A 17,124-nucleotide genomic window follows, 5' to 3' on the forward strand; every position below is an offset into this window, starting at 1 on the left:
CCACTGCGGACTGCCGAGGAGCGGCCCGATCGCTCGGTGCTCCACTCCACTGCGCCGGAAGGCCCGCCATTCTGGCGATTTGCACGCGTTTTCACGCCGAAGCCGCGTTCGTTCGTGTGATCTGGTTCTCACTCAGCCGGCCTATCGGTATTGATGAGCTGCGCTGATAGCGTTGCCGACCAACTGGGGCAGCGTGAACAGCTGGGGGAAGAGCGTGCGAAGCGTGTCCTTTGGAATACTGGGTCCGCTGGAAGTCGTCGGCGACGGAAAATCCGTGAAAATCGGGAACAATCGTCAGCGCGTGATTCTGGCGATGCTCGTCGTGAACCCGAACAGGACGGTGTCCACCCGTCAGCTGGTGAACGCCGTGTGGAGTGACGATCCGCCGAAAACCGCGGTGGAGCAGGTCCAGACGTGCGTGTGGCGGCTGCGCAAATCCTTCGACGCCGTTTTTCCGGGGCGGCGCCTGATCGAGACCACCGCATCCGGTTACTCGCTGCGGCTCGGCGAATCGACTGTCGACACCGAGGAGTTCGACGAGCGCGTGCGAGAGGCGAAAAGCATGGCCGGCAGCGGCGAGCACGACGCCGCGGCACGCCGTTTCCGCGAGGCGTTGGATCTGTTCCGCGGACCGGTGCTCGCAGAGATCGGCAGTCCGCTCGTGCGCGCCGTCGCCGCGAAATGGGAGGAACGCCGACTCGTCGTCCACGAGGAGTGCCTCGAATCCGAACTCGCCTCCGGTCGGCACTCCGAAGTCGTCGACGAACTGACCGCACTGGTCAACGAACACCCGTTGCGCGAGGTGCTGCGCGGCCAGCTCATGCTCGCCCCCTACCGCTGCGGTCGCCAGGCCGACGCGCTGGGCGTGTTCCGCGAGGGGCGCGACATCATGATCTGGCAACTCGGCATCGAACCCGGTCAACGCCTCCAGGAACTGCACGGCGCGATCCTCAAGGCGCGGGTCGGGCCGGCAGCGGTCACCTCGGCCCGACCGGTGCCCGCCCAACTCCCCGCCGACCTCCCCGATTTCGTCGAACGCCCCGAGTACACCTCCACAATCCAACGGTGGATGACAGCGGAGGACGGCCGGGGAGCGCCGCGCGTCTGCGGTCTGCTGGGCAGGTGCGGTGCCGGCAAGAGCGCCTTGGCCATCCACGTCGCGCACCGGATCCGCGACCGGTACCCGGACGGCCAGCTCTACGCCGACCTCGGCGCCGGAGCACCCCGCGCCGGCGAGACGCACGCCGTGCTGCGGGGTTTCCTCCGAGCGCTCGGCGAGCCCGACTCCCGCATTCCCCGGTCCGAACAGGAGTGCCTGGCGCTGTTCCGGACGATCGTCGCCGATCGCCGGGTGCTCGTGGTGCTCGACGACGTCGCCGACTCGGCGCAGGCGCGGACGCTGTCACCCACCGGGCCGGACACGGGCCTGCTCGTGACCAGCGGTCGCGCCCTCGCCGACCTGCCGGGGACGAACCCGGTGACGGTCGACCCGCTGAGCGAAGAACAGGCGCTCGAACTGCTGTCCCGCATCACCGGTCGGCAGCGGGTGCGCACCGATCCGGGAGCGGCGCGGCGGATCGTCGTGGCCGCGGGACTGCTGCCGCTGGCCATCAGGGCGGTCGGTGCGCGACTGGTCGCCCGTCCGCACGTCGCTCTGGCCGACGCGGCGCGGCGGATCGAGATCTCCCGCAGCCTGCTCGACGAGTTCGCCCACGGCGAGCTGGACGTGCGGACGCGCCTCGGGCGGTACGCGCACCGACTGCCTCCGGTGGCGCGGGACGTGTGGTTCGCCCAGGGGCTGTGCGCCGCCGAGGACGCCACGGCGGATTTCGCGGCGTTCGTCTGCGACATCCCGGTTCCCGAGGCGCAGCGCTGGCTGGACTACCTGGCGGATCGCCACCTGGTGGAGGTCGTCGGGGTGGACGAGACCGGTGACCTGCGCTACCGGATGGACACCATCGTCGGCGCCTGGGTGCGTGAGGCGGCGCGCGAGGAGATGTCCGCCGCCGCCCGCACCCGAGCGCTCGAACGCTCCGCGCAGTACCCGGTCGGCGGGACGAGGTGCGAGTAGGCGATCCCGTCCCCGCCGGGTTCCGGCGCCTGTTCCCCGAGCGGCGCGAGCAGCTTCCCCTTCCGGTGAGCGGTCCCGCAACCGGCACCGCCGCGCAGCCGAAGCGCTCCCTACGCCGCTGCTCCACCGTCCACATTGATCGTCGTGCCGGTGATGTTGGCGCCACCATCGCTGACCAGGAACGCCACCGTCGCCGCCACCTCCTCGGGCGTCCCGTAGCGTTTGAGCGCGGTGAGCGCCTTCTCACCCTCGGCGACGTCGCCGTCCGCGGGGTTCATGTCGGTGTCGGTGGAACCCGGTTGCACCAGCGTGACCGAGATACCGCGCTCGCCCAGGTCCCGCGCCAGGCCCTTGGTCAACCCGACCAGTGCGCTCTTGGTCATCGCGTAGACGCTGAGCCCCGGTTCGGGAGTGCGCTCGGCGAAGATGCTGCCGATGGTGACGATCCGCCCGCCGTGCGGCAGGTGGCCGGCGGCGGCCTGGGCCGCGATGAACGGTGCCTTGACGTGCACCCCGATCGTCCGCTCCAGCTCCTCCAACGACACGTCCTCGACGTGGCGGAACGAGAAGAGACCGGCGTTGTTGACCAGGATGTCGAGCCGACCGAGTTCGGACACCGTTCGCTGCACCGCGGCTCGCACCGCGTCGACGTCTCCGCTGTCGGCGCGGATCGCGAGAGCTCGGCGCCCGGCGGACTCGACCCCGCGGACCACCGACCGCGCGCGTTCCTCGGCCAGCACGTAGGTGAAGGCGACGTCGGCACCGTCGGCGGCCAGCCGGGCGACGGTCGCGGCACCGATACCGCGGCTGCCGCCGGTGACCAGCGCGACCTTGCCATCCAGTTCGGACATGATTCCCTCCAGCACTTCGAAGTGGGCGACTGCCGGGTCAGCGGCGCCGCCCGTGGTGCGCGATACCGGTGACGGTGCAGGTCGCACCATCGGCGGGGGCCATGAAAATCCCCTGTTGGCGGGCGGGCGGGATCCCGGCCGTGGACTCCAGGTCCACTGCGGACAGCACCAGGGCGAGGATGATCTTCATCTCCTCCCTGGCGTAGCCACGTCCGACGCACATCCGGTCGCCTCCGCCGAACGGCGCCCACGCGTAGGGATCGGCCGATGAGCCGAGGAAGCGCAGCGGGTCGAAGACGTCGGGCCGCTCGAAGAGCTCCGGGCGGCGTTGCAGGAGATGAGCGCAGTGCACCAGGATGGTCCCGGCGGGCAGCAGGTGGTCGGCGACGACCAGCGGTCCGGTCACCATGCGCACGCCGTTGATCGCCGACACCGGGTGCAGCCGCAACGCCTCGGAGACCACCGCGTCCAGGCAGCGCAGACCGGCGAACGTCTCCGGCGTCATCGGACGCGACCGGAACTCCGGGCCGAGTTCCTCGACGACCGCCGCCCGCACGTCCGCGTCGTCGAGGATGTGCAGGAAGACCCACGCCAACGTGTTGGCGGTCGTGGAGAAGCCGGTGAACAGCAACCCGAAGACCTCGTCCGCCACCACCTCCCGGTGGATGTCGGAGGATCCCGCCGCGGCGCTGCGGAGCAACCCTTCGAGCACGTCACCACCGCCGTCGCAACGCATCGGGTAGCCGTCGAGCCGCTGCTCGACGAACTCGCGGATCGACGACTCGGCCGAGCGCACCTGCTGCTCGGAACTCGCCGCGTTCTCCAGCGCCGGCAGCAGGGCCGCCAACTGCCTGCGGTCCGCGACGTCGAGGTTGCCGCAGACGACGTCCACGATGCTCTCCGCGGTGATCTCCTGCAACGCGCGCAGGAGCGAGAACGGACGTCCCACCGGCCACAGCGCCAGGTTGCGCTCCACGGCGCTCCGGATCGTGTCGACGTAGTCGCGCCTGCCGCTGAACGACGGCTGGACCAGGGAACGCCGACGGCGGTGCGCCACGCCGTCGATGTACGAGACGGAACCGTCCACGGTGCCGAAGAAGATGCTGTTCGCCAACGCACCGCTCACCGCGCCGTCCTCGGCGCCGTACATCGTGCGGATCTGTTCGGGCGTGGTCAGGAAGACCCAGGCGCCGTTGTTCGGGATGTCGACGAACTTCTCGTTGCCGAGTTTGCCCAGCTGCAGCGTGAAGGCGTCGCCGTACCGCTCGTGCAGCTCCTCGACGTATCCGAACGGGTCCTCGGCGAAGCGCCGGGACTGCTCCTCGGCCGGGTCGCCCGGTCCGGGAGGCAGCGTTTCGACGCGGGTGGGGTTCATGTCCGACCACGCTCCTCGTTGATCCTGTCGATCGACCACGTCACATCGGCCAGGAAGCGGTCGATGACCGCCCTGTCGGTCTGCGGCTGCAGAACGCAGGCGCGCACGACCGTTCCGGCGTCGGGGAGACGGCTGGTGGAGACGTGGACGTGCCCTCGCGAGCACACCAGCTCGCAGAGCCGTTCGGTCCAGACGTCCGCGCCGTCGAGCCTGAAGTTGACCACCGGCAGGTGCGGGGTGTCCCTGGGCATCACCTGCACATCTCCGATCGCGCGCAGCCGCTCGGCGAGTTCGTCGGCGAGGTCGAGCACCGCGTCCAGCTCGGCTTCGAACGCGCGGATCCCGTGGAGCTTGATGGGCAGCCAGGCGCCCAGCCCGCGGATCTCACGGGTGAGTTCCGGACCGTAGTCGCACAGGTCCACCCTGGCGTCGTCCTGACCGAGTTCGGGGATGTACTCGGCGCCCGGGACCTCGAACGCCCGGCGCAGCGTCGCCTGGTCGCGGACCAGCAGCGCCGACGTGCCGTGCGGCAGGAACAACGACTTGTGCGCGTCCACCGAGACGGAGTCGGCCTCTTCGATGCCCGCGAGCATCTCCCGTCCCCTGCGGGTGATCCGGAAGAACCCGCCGAAGCAGCCGTCCACGTGCGCCCAGACGCCCTGCTCGCGGCACAGCCGGACGATCGAGGGCAGGTCGTCGATCGCCCCGGAGTTCGTCGTTCCAGCGGTGGCCACCGCGCACCCGGGTACGAGTCCGGCTCGCCGATCGTCCTCGATGCGGCGGCGCAGGTCGTCGACGTCGATGGTGTCGTCCGGCCGGGTCCGCACCGCGCACGCGGCGTCGCGGCACGCCGACGATGCGAGCCGCCTTCTCCACCGAGAAGTGCCCCGCCGCGGACACGTACACCGTGGCCTCGGACCGCCGCTCGCCCGCGCTGTGGTCGAGCGCGCAGTGCAGCGCCATGAGGTTCGCCAGCGACCCGCCCGTGGTCAGGTAGCCGAACGAGCCCTCGCCGTAACCCAGCATCGTGCAGAACCACCGGATCACGGTGCTCTCGATGTGGGCGAACCCCGGCGTCGCTGCCCAGACCGCCACGAATCTGTTGAGCACGCGCCCGATGAAGTCGCCCAGCGAGGACTGCAGGAGGCCGCCGGACGGGATGTGCGACAGGAATCCGGGGTGGGAGTGCACCATGCCGCTGGTGGAGGCGGCGTCGAAGATCTCGGAGAGGAGGAACTCCAGCTCGGTTCCGTTCTCGGGCAGTTCCCCGCGTCCCGGGGGTGCCTCGCCGTCCGGTGCGGGCCCGGCGCGGCCGGGTTCCGCCGGGTACGACGCGGGGTACTTCCCGGAAGCCAGGTCGTCCTGGTACCGCAGCACCCGGTCCACGACCGCGTGCACCATGTCCTTGCGCGCTCGCGGGTTCAGCGCCAGGCCGCGCGATGCCGGTGCCGCTGCGCGTTCGGTCGCCCGAACCGGCGTTGCGCCGCGTTCGGCTTCCCACCGGTCGGCGTAGGCGGCGGCGATCACGTCGGCTTCGGCTTCGACGTCGTGTGCCGCGCAGAGTTCGTCGAGCAGCCGCTGCTGGGCTTCGTCGCGTCGCGCCGCCTCGTCGTACGGGATGTCGGTGAAGGCGACCATCTGGTAGAGCGGTACGAACTTGTCCGGGTGGCTCAGGTGCAACCGACGTTCGAGGTCCTTGCGCGCGTGGAACGACGGGTCGTCGGTGTGCGCCGCGAGTTCGTGCAGGTTCCGCACCGACAGGTCGAGGATCGTCTTCCCCGGGCCCCGGCGTGCTTCGGAGAAGGCCGCGAGCATCCGCGCCACCTCGGCGTCGTCGGAGAAGTCCGGGGCGTGTGCGTCGATGATGCCGAGCAGCGCGTGGACGTCCTCGAAGCTGCAGTTGATGCCCTGACCGTAGAACGGCGGCATGGTGTGCGCGGCATCGCCGACCAGCACCGCGCGCCCGCAGTGGTAGGGGAAGCAGTGCACGGTCTTCAACGCGGACGGCCGTGCGAGCTGGTCGTCGGTGATCCGGGGGAGCAGGTTCACCACGTCGGGGAAGTGCTCGGTGAGCAGATCCGACATCGCGTCCGCAGTGGACAACGCGGCGAAGCTCGGAGACCGGTCCCCGTCCGGCCGGTCCAGGGGCATGAACAGGGTCGCGGTGTAGCTGCGGTCCTGGTTCGGCTGTGCGATGAGCACGAAGTCGCCGCGCGGCCAGACGTGCAAGCCGTGCTGGTCGCTCGGTGGGGAGTCCGCCGTGCGCAGGGCTCGCCGCAACGCGTGCTCGCCGTCCGGTGCGGGCGGCAGCGCCAGTTCGACGTAGCCGTGCGGGATGTAGCGCTGTTCGACCTCCATGCGTGCCCGGGACCGGGCGGCGAGCTGGTGGCGGACGGTGCTGTTCGCGCCGTCGCAGCCGATCACGATGTCGGCCGTGGACGTCCGGACGTCGCCGTCGCCTCCGGCGACCGCAACGGAGCCCCGGAAGGGGTCAACGGTCAGGCATTCGCGTCCGAAGAAGAACCGCGCTCCGGCCTCGACCGCGCGGTCCAGCAGCACCTGGTGGAGTGCGTGCCGGGGGATCGAGAGCAGGTGGTGGTCGCCGTCGGTGCCGTAGGGCTGGAAGGAGATCTCGCCGTCGGCGTGGTGGATCACCCGCTGCGGAAGCGGGATCCCGGTGCCGTAGCAGAGCTCCACCAGTTCGTCGTCGAGCGTGCCCAGCCCCCGGCTGGTGAGGGTCAGGTTGAAGGAATGTCCTCTGCGGACGCCGAGGCGCGGGAATTCGCCCCTTTCGTAGACCTCGACGTCGAAGCGCCGCTTGCGCAGCTCGACGGCGACCAGGCAACCGATCGGACCGGCGCCCACCACGATCGCTTTCCGCGGACGGACCGCTGCATGCATTGCTGCCACGCCTTCCCTTCCCGTGGGCGCGTCGGCGCGTCTCGACAGGACGTCGCGCGCCGGAACGCATCGGACGAGTGCTGAGCCGGTCGCCCAGCACTGCTCCGCCGCGCCCGGCGACTGCTCGCCCGGCTGCCGCCTTCCCGGTGCGGCAGGGTTCGGCCCGGGCCACGGCGCAGCGCGGGGCGCCGACGGATCACTTCGTGCCGCTGATCACACCGTGCGGTGTCCAACTACCGCCGGGAAGGCGTTCCAGGCCCGAGAAACCGGCTTCGGTGAGCCAGCTCTCGTACTGGTCCCAGCGGTACAGGGTGCTGGCGGAGGCGGGCAGCGTCGTGAAGTACACGTTGTCCAGGGCCGCGTAGAGCGGACCGTCCTCATCGGACATCGCGTTGAACACCAGCACGCGTCCGCCCGGGGCGAGGGCGTCATGGGCCTTGCGCAGCAGTGCCAGGTTCTGCTCCGGGGACCAGATCACCAGCTGGTTGGCGAACAGCACGCAGTCGTACCCGGTCGGGAACGGCTCGGCGAACATGTCGAACTCGGCGACGGTGATCCGGTCGTCCATCCCCGCGGCGCTGATCCGTTCGCGGGCGATGGCCGTCGCGCCCGGCAGGTCCAGCACCGTGAACCGCACCCGGGGGTTCGCCTCGGCCAGCGCGATCGAGTTGATGCCGTCGCCGCCGCCCACGTCCAGCACCCGCTGGACCCCGGTGAGGTCGGTCTTGCTCACCAGGATCGGGTTGGACAGCTTCGACCACGACCGCATGCACCTGAAGAACAGCTGTTCCAGCGCCGGGGTGTTGGACAGCCGCCGGTACAGATCGTCCTCGTCGCCCGCGAACCGCCGGAGCCCGACGTTGGTGTCCTCGCGCAGCGACGCCAGGAAGTCGGCCTGCGGCTCGTAGACGATGTCCGCCTCGAACGCGACGATGTCGGAGAGGACCTCCCACGACCCGTCCCGGAACATCTCGTCCAGCAGCTCGGCGTTGCGGTACCCGCCCCCGGCGAGGGAGGTCAGGCCGAGCGCGGTCGTGCCGAGCAGCAGCACGTCGGTGGGGCGCCGGCGGAGTCGCAGCGCGCTGCCGATCGCCTCGCTGGTCAGTCCGGGCTCGTCGTGCAGCAGCCGGAAGAGCCCGAGCCGACAGCCCGCGTTGAGGAGCTGGAACGCAGCCGCGCCGAACAGTGTTCGGGTGAGGTCCTGCCTGGTCAGTGAACGGGAATCGCCCATCGGAAGTCCATTCGGTGCGAAGGGATCAGGAGTACGGGCTCGGCTGCGGTACTTCGTCGCGGAGCACGAATGCCCCGAGTTCGCGCCGCTTGTAGGCGACCGGGTCGTGCAGCGTGTGGGTCCGCACGTTGCGCCAGAAGAGGTCGAAACCGAACGAGGTGGCGGTCGAACGCGCCCCCGTCGCCTCGAAGATGCGGTTGGTGACCTCCAAGGACACGTCCGTGGCCCGCGCCTTGACCGCGGCGACGCGCACGGCGTACTCGCCGCGGGTGCGCTCGGTCAGCGCGTCGAGATCGCGGTACAGGGGCAGGCCCTCCTCGGCGACCTGGTCGGCCAGCGCCTCCACCGCCCACGGCTTCGCGGTCAGGTCGCCGTAGAGATCGAGCACGTGCGGCTCGTCCACGGTGCGGGCGTAGCCGCCCCACGCCCGCTTCCGGGAACGCGTGTACTCGGCAGCCCTGGCCAGCGCGCCCTTCGCGATGCCGAGGTAGAGGTTGGCGAAGGCGAGCTGGTTCGTCGGCACGTCCATCGTGTTGCGCACGTGGGGCCGGAACACGCCGTCGACGTGGCCGAGGGCGTCGTCCCGGCGGGCCCGCGCCTCGTTGATCGTGACGCCGCCGCTGGCGGTCAGCCGTTGCCCCATGTTGTCCCAGTCGTCGTGCGGGACAAGACCAGGTTGGTCGGTGGGCAGCACGGCCAGTACGTGCGCGCCGTCGCCCTCGCGCACGCCCTCCAGGAAGCAGCGGTCGGAGACGGCGACTCCGGTGGCGAACGTCTTCTTCCCGACGAACACGAGTTCGTCGCCGTCGTCGCGGACCGACACCTCGGAGTCGCGCGGGTTCAGCGCACCGGCCAGGAACCACCCGCCGCGCGTGGCCTCCCGTTCGAAGCGGTCGGCCTGCTCCCGGGTGCCGTACATCCGGGGCGTCCAGAACCACACGTAGTGGTAGCCGAGGAGCTGGCCGAGGGAGCCGTCGCCGGCCGAGACCTCTCGGATGACTCGGTGGGCGGTGGGCCATTCCTGGCCGCCGCCGCCCTGCTCGACCGGGCCGAGCATGGTGACCAGACCGGAGTCCTTGAGCAGTGCGAGCTCCGCGTGCGGAACCCGGTTCGCCCGGTCGCGCTCGGCGGCGTCGGTGGCGAGTTCCTCGGCCACCTCCGCGGCCCGCGCGATCCACTCGTCCGGCGTGCCCGGCCGGGACGGGAATGCCCGCTGCTGCCCGGTCGCTGCCTGCGGTGGGTTCGTATCGGTCGACACTGGCCTCCCCATTCTCCAGAAAGCACAACGTGATCGGCCCGGACAACGCGCGAGATCGCTCGCGCGTCGGGAAAATCGGCGGACGTCGACGCGAATGTCGTGTCCTGTTGGCGCCAAACGCTAGGGCGATCCGCTGTCAGGGCGCTCTCAGTCCGCTCTCCACCCGCGACCGGCGGTCGGGGAATCGTCCGGGTAGCTCACCCGACGACCACACCGAGGTGGAGCCCGAGAAGAACGCACCCCAGCAAGGCGGCGCGCAGATCGATCACGTTGTTCCAGCGCTGCTGGAGCGCGCGGGAGTCGGCGACGGGCGCACCGCCGCGCGCCGCGGCGGTGAGCGCGCGGTTCACCGGCGCGGCCACGCGGACGAACACGACCAGCCACGCCGCCACCAGGAGGGCGGCGACGACGTCGGCGAGCACACCGGCCGGTCCGTTCACCGGTATCGAGACCACCGCGGTCGCGACCGTGCTGGCCACGCCCACCAACGCGGGCCACATCAGTCGCCGGTCCCCGTAGTAGTGGATGTGACCCATGATCCGGGTGAGCGTGCCGTCGTCCAGGTGCACCAATGCGGACCGCAACACGGCGGCGCAGAAGAAATCGATGCCGAACACGGCACCGGTGGACATCACGGCGATCGCGGTGAGCAGGTGGTAGGCGAGGACCATCACAATCCTTCCCGCGGCGTCGCCCGGTGCGTCGCGGGATTCCTGTCGGCTGAGCGGGGAACCGCGGGCGGGGTCGACGCGCGTCTCGCGTGAATTCGTGGGAGTTCGGTTTCCGCGCGCGTGCCGCCAACAGTAGGAGTACCGGAGCCCGGCGCCTACTCGCTGCGGTGCTGTTGAGAGCGGGATGAGAGCGGTCCGGGAGAACGGTCGGCGCCGCGGCGGCCCGGGTGCGCGTCGCCCCGGATTCCTTGGCAGGAAAGGGAAGGGCTGCTCAGGAACAAAATGAACGGTGGTCGCGGAGCGTGATACGCTGCCCACGGTCGGTCAGGATCACCCCGAGCGCTCGTTCGACGGAAATCCCACCGCGTGCTGCGTCGACGCGTGACGCACCAGCGCGTGTCCGTTGTGGAGAGGAGCAGATGCCGCCCGTGCAGCTCGCTGTCACACCCGCCCGCCGACGCCTGTGCCTGGCGTTGCTCGCATGGGCGGAACTGATCGTCGCTCTCGACGTCAACATCGTCTACATCGCTCTGCCGGACATCGGGCGGCAGCTGGCCTTCTCGTCCCTGACACTGCAGTGGGTGGTCAGCGCCTACGCGGTCACGTTCGGCGGGTTCCTGCTGCTCGGCGGTCGATGCGCGGACCGGCTCGGTCGACGGCGCATGTTCCTGCTCGCGCTGTCGCTGTTCGCGGGGGCATCGCTGGCGGGTGCGCTGGCGCCGAGCGCGGGTGTGCTGGTCGCCGCTCGGGCGATCCAGGGACTCGGCGGGGCACTGCTGTTCCCGACGACGCTCGCGCTGGTCAACACCATGTTCCCGGAAGGGCCAGCGCGAAATCGGGCGCTCGCCGTCTGGGGCGGGGCGGGTTCGGTCGGCCTGTCCCTCGGCTCGCTCGTGGGCGGGGTGCTCACCGGAACGTTCGGGTGGCCGATGGTCTTCTACGCCAACGTGCTCATGGCCGCCATCGGGATTGCCGCGGCCCTGCCGCTGCTGCCTCGCGACGACGTGGTCCGGAGTGCGCGGACCTTCGACCTGCGGGGCGCGCTGCTGGCCACGATCGGCGTGACCGCCGTGATCTTCGCGTTGGTGCAGGGGCCGGATTCGGGGTGGACGTCGCCGCCGGTCGTGCTGTGCGCGGTGGCCGCGGTCGCACTGCTCGTCGGTTTCGTCTTCGCCGAGTCGCGCAGCGCCGACCCCCTGATGCCCTTGCGGTTGGTCAGGACCCGAACGCTGGGCGTCGCGCTGCTGATCACCTTGCTGTTCGGGATGGCCGACGGGTCCGTGCCGTACTTCTTCACCGTGTACCTGCAACAGGTCCACGGGTACGGGGCGTTCCGGACCGGCCTGGCGTACGTGCTGCCCGCCGTGTTCATCGTCGTCGGAACCCAGTTGAGCGAGCGCCTGATCGGCCGCCTCGGCACCCGGACGACCCTCGTCGCGGGAAACCTCATCGGACTCGCCGGGACCGCCGCCCTGGCCTGGGGCATGGCCTCGGCCGGCGGCGCATACCCGCAGCTGGTCCCCGGGCTGGTCGGCTGGGGACTGGGCCAGGGCATCGTCTGGACGGCCATGTGGGTGCTCGCCTCCACCGACGTCGAACCGCGGGAACAGGGCGTCGCGTCGGGCATCGCGTCCACCGGGCTGCAGAGCGGGATCGCGCTCGGGCTCGCGATCACGATCGCCATCGCCAACAGCGGGGTCCACGGCCTGACGGGAGCGGCCCGCGTCGCGAAGTTCGGCGAGAACATCCCGCAGGCCCTGTACGTGACCGCGGCCGGGCTCGCCGCGAGCGTCCTCGTCGCACTCGTGCTGAGCCGCCGCACCGGGCAGGCCCGATCGCGGCGGCCCGCGGACGAGGCGGACCGGGTGGCCCGCGACTAGGGGAGTGTTTCGGAAGTGCTTTGCGTGGCGGTGCCGGTGGCGGAACCTCAGCGGCCCGCCCGTCGCTCGACCACCACCCCCAAGGAGGCGCTGCGCGCCACGGCCACACCGGCTCCGGGAGCCCCTCCTGATGTATCAGCCCATACACGGCGTCGGGGCTGTCCTCGCGAGACGCCCGCCCGTCGCCCGACCACCGCCCCCCACGGAGGCGCTGACGCGCCGCTGTGCTCGTCGGAGAACCCGCGGCGGTGCGGGTTGCGAGACCGCTCACCGAAAGAGAAAGCGGCTGACGCCGCTTATAAGACACTCCCTAGCCGGCTGTCGGCCGATCCGGACCGTCCGCCCCGGTCGGCCGTTGACGGCTGGTCACCTCACCGAGTACGCGCCCGCGTCGAGGTCTTCGAGGAGGGTGGGCCCGGTGGGGGTCCAGCCCAGGAGTTCGCGCGTGGCGGTGCTGGTCGCGGAGAGGTCCGCGCCGAAGAAGGTGCCGATCCACCCGAAGTGGTCCTGGACGTCCTCCGGGGCGATCGAGGTGACGGGGAGGCCGAACGCACGGCCGATCGCCTGCGCGATCTCCCGGGTCGGCACGCCCTCTTCGTCGATGGCGTGCAGCCGCGCACCCGCCGGTGCCTTGTGCAGGCCGAGGGTGACCAGGCGGGCGGCGTCGAGCCGGTGCACGGCGGCCCACCGGTGCGTGCCGTCGCCGGGGTAGCCGGAAACGCCCTTCTGCCGGGCGATCGCGGCGAGGACCGCGATGAACCCGTGGTCGCCGGTGCCGTGCACGCTCGGCGCGAAGCGCAGGCTCGCGGCGCGCACGCCGCGGTCGGCGAATTCGAGCGCGAGGTTCTCGCTCCCGCCCCGCGGCGAGTCCGGGCCGTGGAACGGGGACGCGTCGTCCTCGGTGGCGGGCCGGCCCTGGGCGAGCCCGGCGACGCCCGAGGCGAGCAGGAACGGACGGTCGGTCCCCGCGAGCGCCTCACCGATGGTGTGCACGGCGGCTCGTTCGGCCGCGTTCGTGGCGGCCGGGTTGGACCAGTCGTGCTTGTTCGCGAGGTGGATGACGGCCTCGGCTTCCTGGGCGCCGAGGCGGATGCCGTCGAGGTCGTCGAGGTCGCCGCGGCGGACGCGGGCCCCCTTCGCCTCGATGGCCGCGGCGGACGCGTCGGACCTGGCCAGGCCGGTGACCTCGTGGCCGGCGGTGAGCAGCTCGTCGACCACGGCGGAGCCGATCCACCCGGAGGCTCCCGTGACGAAAACGCGCATGAGGTGATCTCCTTCGGCGCCCCGCCCACGGGCGGAGCGATTGATCGAAGCGGTGATGTCTGCGACTGACGTCAGTCGCAGACATCACCTTACTCATCGTGTCAGTCGCTGTCATCCCTAGACTCGATCGCATGGCGCGTTGGGAACCAGGGGCCGCGGAGCGGCTGCAACAGGCCGCGCTCGAACTGTTCGCCACCCGCGGGTTCGAGCAGACGACCGCCACGGAGATCGCGCAGTCCGTCGGCCTGACCGAGCGCACCTTCTTCCGGCACTTCAGCGATAAGCGCGAGGTCCTCTTCCACGGCCAGCAGGTGCTCGTCGAGGCGTTCCTGTCCGGTGTGGACGCCGCACCGCCGGAGGCGTCCCCGATCGAGGTCGTCGCCGCCGCGCTGCGGTCCGCGGCGTCGTTCTTCCCGGACGAGCACCGGTCCCGTTCCCGCGCCCGGCATTCCGTGATCGACCAGAACCCCGCGCTGCGAGAACGCGAGCGGCACAAGCTCGCCAGCATCGCCGCAGCGGTCGCCGACGCGCTCCGCGCGCGAGGCGTCGACGAGCTCGCCGCCACCCTGGCCGCGGAATCGGGCATCACCGTGTTCAGGATCGCGTTCGCCCAGTGGATCCGCGAGGACGAACACCGGTCTCTGGACGACATCGCGGCGCAGGTGCTGCGCGAACTGCTGACCCTGGCGGCGACGGCGGCGCCGAAGATCCCGGGATGACGCGGACAGCCCGTCGCTGGGCGGATGTTCCGCGGTGGGCCGCGTACTCCCAGCCATGGAGAAGATCGCGCTCACGGCGTTGGCACGTGTGCAGCTGGAACGAGCTCGCCAACACGGCGGGCACGCCGCGAAAACCGTCCACGGCGGGCACCACCGGTCCCTGCGGCAGACGGTGATCGCGCTGACCGCGGGCAGCGAACTCGGCGAGCACCCGAACCCCGGCCAGGCCACGTTGCAGGTGGTCTGCGGTCGCGTTCGGTTGACCGGCGGTGCGACCTCGTGGGACTGCCGGACCGGCGACTTGTTGATCGTCCCGGACGCCCGCCACAGCCTCAGCGCACTGGAGGACTCGGTCGTGCTGCTGACGGTGGTCAAGGACCGCGCAGCCGACGAGTGAGGCTCCCGAAATCGGCGGGCCGCCCGAAGCTCTGCGGAGGCGGTCCGGACGTCAGGCCGTCCGGCCGGTGCGCAGCACGTCGCGGGTGATCTCCAACTGGCCGAGGTGCTGGTACAGCTCCTCCAGCACGTGCAGCAGCACGGTGTCGTGCGTCATGCGGACGTCGGCGGGGATCCAGGAGCGGTGTTCGGGGTGCACTTCCCGCTCCGGGTCGAGTGCCGCCAGGTCCGAGCGCAGCGTGCGCTTGGCCTCCTCGACGCGGGCGCCGACCTCGCCGACCGGCCCGGTCGCGGTGAACTCGGCGGCGCGGTCCCGCGCGACGGCGCGGTCCGCGACGACGTGGCCGATCCACCACTCCACGACCCCGAGGCAGTGGATGAGGATCTGGTACGGCGAGTTGGCGCCCGGCAGGTCGGGTCGCAGGTTGGCGGTCTCGTCGCCGAGGTCGGTGACGATCCCGGCGAGGCGGTCGAGGGCGCGGTCGGCGTAGCGGAGGAATTCGGTTCGATCCACGCCGATCATTCTGCGTGCGAGGCGGCGTGCCGTACCCGGCTCAGGTCCTCGATCGTCACGGCCCTGCCGGGCAGGGGAGTGCCCGGGCTCGCCTGCAGACCGTCGAGCATCAACGTCATGTAGCGGGCCGCGGCATCGCGCCGCATCTCCTCGGGCATCCCGTTGACGCCCTGCGCCACCAGGGACATGACCATCGCCAGGTCGCCGGCGCTGACGTCGGCGCGCAGCGAGCCGTTGTCCTGCGCCGCGCGGACCAGCCGGTCGAGCACCGCCAGCAGCTCGTTGCGGAGCGCCTCGACGTCGGGGTCGCTGGACAGGATGCTGCGCGCGCGGGGGGACAGCATCGACAGCCGCACGACGGTGCGCAGGTCGGCGGCGGTGTGCAGGAATCCGGTCAGCGCGCGCCACGGGTCGGGTTCGTCGTCGGTGGCGCGGTGGGCGTCGTCGCGCACCCGCTGGAAGGCGTCGCGGCCGACGGCGAGGATGAGCGAGTCCCGGTCCGGGAAGCGCCGGTAGAGGGTGCCGACGCCGACTCCGGCGGCGCGGGCGATCTCCTCCATGGGCACGTCGATTCCGCGGTCGACGAAGGCGGTGCGCGCGGCGGCGATGATCCGGTCCCGGTTGCGCCGCGCGTCGGCGCGCAGGTGCGGTGTGTTGTCCGTTGACGTCATTCCTCGCTCCGGCTCGGGTGTGGGCGGATTGTCGCACGAGGAGCGGAGTGGACGGATTCCTTCCGGATGGCTAGCCTAACCGGAGGAAAAACGTCCGATTCGGTTGCAGGGAGCTGCCATGACCGAGATCGCCGAGCTGTCCTTCCCGCTGAGCCGGACCTGCCCGTTCACCCCGCCACCGGACTACGCCCGGTTGCGCGCGGAACAACCGGTGACCCGCGTGCGGACGTTCGACGGCTCCGCCTGGCTGATCACCCGGCACGCCGACGTGCGCGCGGTGCTGGGCGACCCGCGTTTCAGCTCCGACCGCCGCAACCCCGGCTTCCCGCGCACGGCCCCCGGCCAGGCGCTCGCCGACAACCTGGGTCCGGTGCTGATCGGGATGGACCCGCCCCAGCACACCGCCGCGCGGCGGGCCGTCGTGGGGGAGTTCACGGTCAAGCGCATGCAGGCGCTCGCCCCGCGCATCCAGGAGATCGTCGACGACCACGTCGCGGCCATGCTCGCCGGGCCGCGCCCGGTCGACCTGGTCCGCGCCCTGTCATTGCCGGTGCCCTCGCTGGTGATCTGCGAACTGCTCGGCGTCCCCTACGACGACCACGAGTTCTTCCAGGACCGCACCAGCAGGCTCATCCGCCGCACGACCCCGGCCGAGCAGCGGAGGCAGGCGATCGAGGACCTGCGCGGCTACCTGGACGGGCTCGTCGCGGCCAAGGAGCGCGACGTCACAGACGACCTGCTCGGACGGCAGATCGCCAAGCAGCGCAGCGACGGCGAGGTCGATCGCAAGGGGCTGGTCGGCCTGTCCTTCCTGTTGCTGATCGCGGGGCACGAGACCACCGCGAACATGATCTCGCTGGGCACCCTCGCGTTGCTGGACAACCCCGCGCAGCTCGCCGCGATCACCGCCGACTCCTCCCGCACCCCGGCGGCGGTGGAGGAGCTGCTGCGCTACTTCTCGATCGTGGAGTCGGCGACCTCCCGGACCGCCACCGAGGACGTCGAGGTCGGCGGCGTGCTGATCCGGGCGGGGGAGGGCGTGATCGCGGCCGGTCCGGCCGCCAACCACGACCCGGAGATCTTCGACCGGCCGGAGGAACTCGACACCGGCCGCAACGCGCGCGGCCACGTCGCGTTCGGGTTCGGGCCGCACCAGTGCCTCGGGCAGAACCTGGCGCGCCTGGAACTGCAGATCGTCTTCGACACGCTGTTCCGGCGGATCCCCGGGCTGCGGCCGGCGGTGCCGGTCAGCGAGCTGCCGTTCAAGGACGACGCCTCCATCTACGGCCTCTACGAGTTCCCCGTGACCTGGTGAGAGGAGAC

At 71.0% G+C, this 17,124-nt stretch carries 14 protein-coding genes and 1 pseudogene; 5 read left to right on the plus strand and 10 right to left on the minus strand.

Going from position 1 to position 17,124, the window contains the following annotated elements; genetic code table 11:
• Nucleotides 1–301 precede the first annotated feature (301 nt).
• Nucleotides 302–2,071 carry an AfsR/SARP family transcriptional regulator gene (locus NV263_RS14635; protein ID WP_263253812.1) on the plus strand — a complete coding sequence of 590 codons (1,770 nt, stop codon included), beginning with the start codon at nucleotides 302–304 and terminating at the stop codon, nucleotides 2,069–2,071.
• Between the two features lie 110 nt (nucleotides 2,072–2,181).
• On the opposite strand, the gene NV263_RS14640 is transcribed toward NV263_RS14635, so the two are convergent.
• The 7 genes and pseudogenes from NV263_RS14640 to NV263_RS14670 all read right to left on the minus strand — a co-directional run bounded on the left by NV263_RS14640 (nucleotide 2,182) and on the right by NV263_RS14670 (nucleotide 10,358).
• Nucleotides 2,182–2,922, minus strand: coding sequence for an SDR family NAD(P)-dependent oxidoreductase (locus tag NV263_RS14640; RefSeq protein WP_263253814.1), 741 nt, complete (start codon nucleotides 2,920–2,922; stop codon nucleotides 2,182–2,184).
• 37 nt (nucleotides 2,923–2,959) lie between these two features.
• Nucleotides 2,960–4,297 (minus strand): cytochrome P450, encoded by a 1,338-nt coding sequence (locus NV263_RS14645; protein WP_263253816.1) that lies wholly within the window; start codon nucleotides 4,295–4,297, stop codon nucleotides 2,960–2,962.
• Nucleotides 4,294–5,124, minus strand: coding sequence for a pyridoxal phosphate-dependent decarboxylase family protein (locus NV263_RS14650; RefSeq protein ID WP_263253818.1), 831 nt, complete (start codon nucleotides 5,122–5,124; stop codon nucleotides 4,294–4,296). The genes NV263_RS14645 and NV263_RS14650 overlap by 4 nt, the downstream gene beginning before the upstream one ends.
• A gap of 13 nt (nucleotides 5,125–5,137) precedes the next feature.
• A pseudogene (locus NV263_RS14655) lies at nucleotides 5,138–7,198 on the minus strand (FAD-dependent monooxygenase); the annotation flags it as partial.
• Nucleotides 7,199–7,394: 196 nt separating this feature from the next.
• The gene (locus NV263_RS14660) at nucleotides 7,395–8,429 is read right to left on the minus strand and encodes a methyltransferase (protein ID WP_263253820.1); all 1,035 of its coding nucleotides are present in this window, start codon (nucleotides 8,427–8,429) and stop codon (nucleotides 7,395–7,397) included.
• A 25-nt stretch (nucleotides 8,430–8,454) separates the two neighbouring features.
• A complete protein-coding gene (locus NV263_RS14665) occupies nucleotides 8,455–9,687 on the minus strand; it encodes an acyl-CoA dehydrogenase family protein (RefSeq protein WP_317630428.1) in 1,233 nt (410 codons plus the stop codon).
• Between the two features lie 197 nt (nucleotides 9,688–9,884).
• Entirely contained in the window at nucleotides 9,885–10,358 is a 474-nt protein-coding gene (locus tag NV263_RS14670; RefSeq protein WP_263253821.1) for a hypothetical protein, read from the minus strand.
• Nucleotides 10,359–10,786: 428 nt separating this feature from the next.
• Between NV263_RS14670 and NV263_RS14675 the strand changes: the two genes are divergently transcribed.
• Complete coding sequence (locus NV263_RS14675; RefSeq protein WP_263253823.1) at nucleotides 10,787–12,238, plus strand: MFS transporter; 1,452 nt, start codon at nucleotides 10,787–10,789, stop codon at nucleotides 12,236–12,238.
• A gap of 366 nt (nucleotides 12,239–12,604) precedes the next feature.
• Here the strand turns inward: NV263_RS14675 and NV263_RS14680 are convergent, their stop codons facing one another.
• Complete coding sequence (locus NV263_RS14680) at nucleotides 12,605–13,501, minus strand: SDR family oxidoreductase (RefSeq protein ID WP_263253824.1); 897 nt, start codon at nucleotides 13,499–13,501, stop codon at nucleotides 12,605–12,607.
• Nucleotides 13,502–13,632: 131 nt separating this feature from the next.
• Here NV263_RS14680 and NV263_RS14685 point away from each other — a divergent pair, with 131 nt between their 5' ends.
• Together NV263_RS14685 and NV263_RS14690 are read left to right on the plus strand one after the other, a co-directional pair.
• Complete coding sequence (locus NV263_RS14685; protein WP_263253825.1) at nucleotides 13,633–14,220, plus strand: TetR/AcrR family transcriptional regulator; 588 nt, start codon at nucleotides 13,633–13,635, stop codon at nucleotides 14,218–14,220.
• Nucleotides 14,221–14,275: 55 nt separating this feature from the next.
• Nucleotides 14,276–14,617, plus strand: coding sequence for a cupin domain-containing protein (locus NV263_RS14690; RefSeq protein WP_263253826.1), 342 nt, complete (start codon nucleotides 14,276–14,278; stop codon nucleotides 14,615–14,617).
• A gap of 51 nt (nucleotides 14,618–14,668) precedes the next feature.
• Here the strand turns inward: NV263_RS14690 and NV263_RS14695 are convergent, their stop codons facing one another.
• Both NV263_RS14695 and NV263_RS14700 read right to left on the minus strand, forming a co-directional pair.
• Nucleotides 14,669–15,130: a DinB family protein gene (locus tag NV263_RS14695; RefSeq protein ID WP_263253827.1), complete on the minus strand. Its 462-nt coding sequence runs from the start codon at nucleotides 15,128–15,130 to the stop codon at nucleotides 14,669–14,671.
• Between the two features lie 5 nt (nucleotides 15,131–15,135).
• A complete protein-coding gene (locus NV263_RS14700; RefSeq protein WP_263253828.1) occupies nucleotides 15,136–15,801 on the minus strand; it encodes a TetR/AcrR family transcriptional regulator in 666 nt (221 codons plus the stop codon).
• Nucleotides 15,802–15,919: 118 nt separating this feature from the next.
• Here NV263_RS14700 and NV263_RS14705 point away from each other — a divergent pair, with 118 nt between their 5' ends.
• Entirely contained in the window at nucleotides 15,920–17,116 is a 1,197-nt protein-coding gene (locus tag NV263_RS14705) for a cytochrome P450 (protein WP_263253829.1), read from the plus strand.
• The last annotated feature ends 8 nt before the right edge of the window (nucleotides 17,117–17,124 follow it).

The sequence above is a fragment of the Saccharopolyspora rosea genome (assembly GCF_025643595.1).
Classification (GTDB): domain Bacteria; phylum Actinomycetota; class Actinomycetes; order Mycobacteriales; family Pseudonocardiaceae; genus Saccharopolyspora; species Saccharopolyspora rosea.

What these genes read in the sequence shown, in the direction of transcription:
- NV263_RS14680 (WP_263253824.1), bottom strand. Translation starts at nt 13,501, where the DNA reads ATGCGCGTTTTCGTCACGGGAGCCTCCGGGTGGATCGGCTCCGCCGTG.
- NV263_RS14690 (WP_263253826.1), top strand. Translation starts at nt 14,276, where the DNA reads ATGGAGAAGATCGCGCTCACGGCGTTGGCACGTGTGCAGCTGGAACGA.
- NV263_RS14670 (WP_263253821.1), bottom strand. Translation starts at nt 10,358, where the DNA reads ATGGTCCTCGCCTACCACCTGCTCACCGCGATCGCCGTGATGTCCACC.
- NV263_RS14685 (WP_263253825.1), top strand. Translation starts at nt 13,633, where the DNA reads ATGGCGCGTTGGGAACCAGGGGCCGCGGAGCGGCTGCAACAGGCCGCG.
- NV263_RS14660 (WP_263253820.1), bottom strand. Translation starts at nt 8,429, where the DNA reads ATGGGCGATTCCCGTTCACTGACCAGGCAGGACCTCACCCGAACACTG.
- NV263_RS14640 (WP_263253814.1), bottom strand. Translation starts at nt 2,922, where the DNA reads ATGTCCGAACTGGATGGCAAGGTCGCGCTGGTCACCGGCGGCAGCCGC.
- NV263_RS14700 (WP_263253828.1), bottom strand. Translation starts at nt 15,801, where the DNA reads ATGACGTCAACGGACAACACACCGCACCTGCGCGCCGACGCGCGGCGC.
- NV263_RS14645 (WP_263253816.1), bottom strand. Translation starts at nt 4,297, where the DNA reads ATGAACCCCACCCGCGTCGAAACGCTGCCTCCCGGACCGGGCGACCCG.
- NV263_RS14705 (WP_263253829.1), top strand. Translation starts at nt 15,920, where the DNA reads ATGACCGAGATCGCCGAGCTGTCCTTCCCGCTGAGCCGGACCTGCCCG.